The organism is Micromonospora sp. ATCC 39149, from assembly GCF_000158815.1.
Classification (GTDB): Bacteria; Actinomycetota; Actinomycetes; order Mycobacteriales; family Micromonosporaceae; genus Micromonospora.
Genome location: NZ_GG657738.1, coordinates 4,031,408 through 4,032,639 on the forward strand (window position 1 = coordinate 4,031,408; position 1,232 = coordinate 4,032,639).

The window sequence follows — 1,232 nt, forward strand, 5'->3', positions numbered from 1 at the left end:
CGCCTTGTCGTGGTCGTCGGTCTCGGCCGGGCTCTCCGCCTCCTTCTGCGCGGTGCGCAGGTCGGTGGCCATCAGCGTCAGCCCCTGGCGCACGTCGGCCATCCCCTCCGAGAGGGTGGACGAGTAGTCGACGATCAGCGACACCCGGCGCTGGAACTCCTGGCCGGCGTCGCCCGTCCAGCCGTTGGCCAGCTTCTCCAGGTCACCGCGCAGGTCGCGGGCGAGGTCGTCGAGGGTGCCCTTCATCGAGTTCCAGCTCGTGGCGAGCCCGTCGACCTGCTCGGGGTCGCCAGCCCGCACGGCCTCGTACAGCTCCTGGTGGCTGACATGCTGGTAGCGCGCGGTGTACTCAGACACGAGGGTCGTCCCTCCCGTTCAGCGCGTCGTCGACCCCGGTGAGCGCGGCGGCAATGTCGGCGGCGTTGGCCGCGTTGCGCGCCTCGGTGGTCCGGTAGTTGGTGAGGATCGTGCCGGTCGCGCTCTGCGCGGCCTTCACCGCGTCGCGGAGCCGCTCGACCCGCTGGGCGTAGCTCGCCTGCAAGGCCGAGTAGCGCCGGGCGTTGCTGGTCGCGTCGGCGAACGTGCCCAGATCCGGCGGCCGGCACTGCAACTCGGTGCTGAGCTTCTTGAGCACGGCCTCGGCCTCGGCGAGCCGCGCGGCCAACCGCCGCTGAAAGTCCTCTAGGGACAGTACGTCGACTGTCGTGCGCCCGGTCATGGCATTCCCCGTATGTCGTCGATAACCGTTGGCAAGGATCAGGTTAGTGGACGGGGGCCAAACCGGGCGACCCGTGACGAGGACCCCATGGACGAGCGGGCCCGTCACGAGCCCGGAGCGAAGTAGGCGAGCGCGTCCTGGCGTTCCAGGACGGGACCCGTCGGGATCAGGGCCAGCAGCGACGCGGGCACCGCCAGCGGCGACACCCCGCCGTACCCGAGCGCGGCCAGCGCGTCGCCCGACCGGGTGCCCATCGGGTGACGTACCCCCTGGGCGGTGATCAGGTAGACGGTCGAGCCCGGCGCGCCCGCGTCGCCCTCCCCGGCGCCCGGGGCGGCCTGGGCCAGGACGCCCTTCCCGCCCGGCAGCAGCACCTGCTCGGCGGTCCGGACCGCGTCCCGGTCCCCCTGCCGGACCGGGGTGCCGGCCGGGCCGGTCAGCTCGGCCGGCACCCGGTCGAAGACCTCCAGGGTGGTGGTGGGCGGCGCGTCGGCGGTCGGCCTGCGGTAGGTGG

Annotated in this window: 3 protein-coding genes; all 3 read right to left on the reverse strand. The window is 73.1% G+C overall.

Features of this window, described 5'->3' with window-relative positions; translation table 11 throughout:
• Nucleotides 1-357 (reverse strand): WXG100 family type VII secretion target (locus tag MCAG_RS17315; protein ID WP_036373876.1); only part of this gene is annotated, 357 nt, incomplete at its 3' end.
• The gene (locus tag MCAG_RS17320) at nt 350-718 is read right to left on the reverse strand and encodes a hypothetical protein (RefSeq protein ID WP_036373879.1); all 369 of its coding nucleotides are present in this window, start codon (nt 716-718) and stop codon (nt 350-352) included. The genes MCAG_RS17315 and MCAG_RS17320, both read right to left, overlap by 8 nt.
• Before the next feature lie 104 nt (nt 719-822).
• Nucleotides 823-1,232, reverse strand: a 410-nt coding sequence (locus MCAG_RS17325) for a type VII secretion protein EccB (RefSeq protein WP_036373881.1), incomplete at its 5' end; no start/stop codon positions are given.

Excerpts from the sequence above, each read along its gene's own strand:
- MCAG_RS17320 (WP_036373879.1), bottom strand. The coding sequence starts at position 718 with ATGACCGGGCGCACGACAGTCGACGTACTGTCCCTAGAGGACTTTCAG.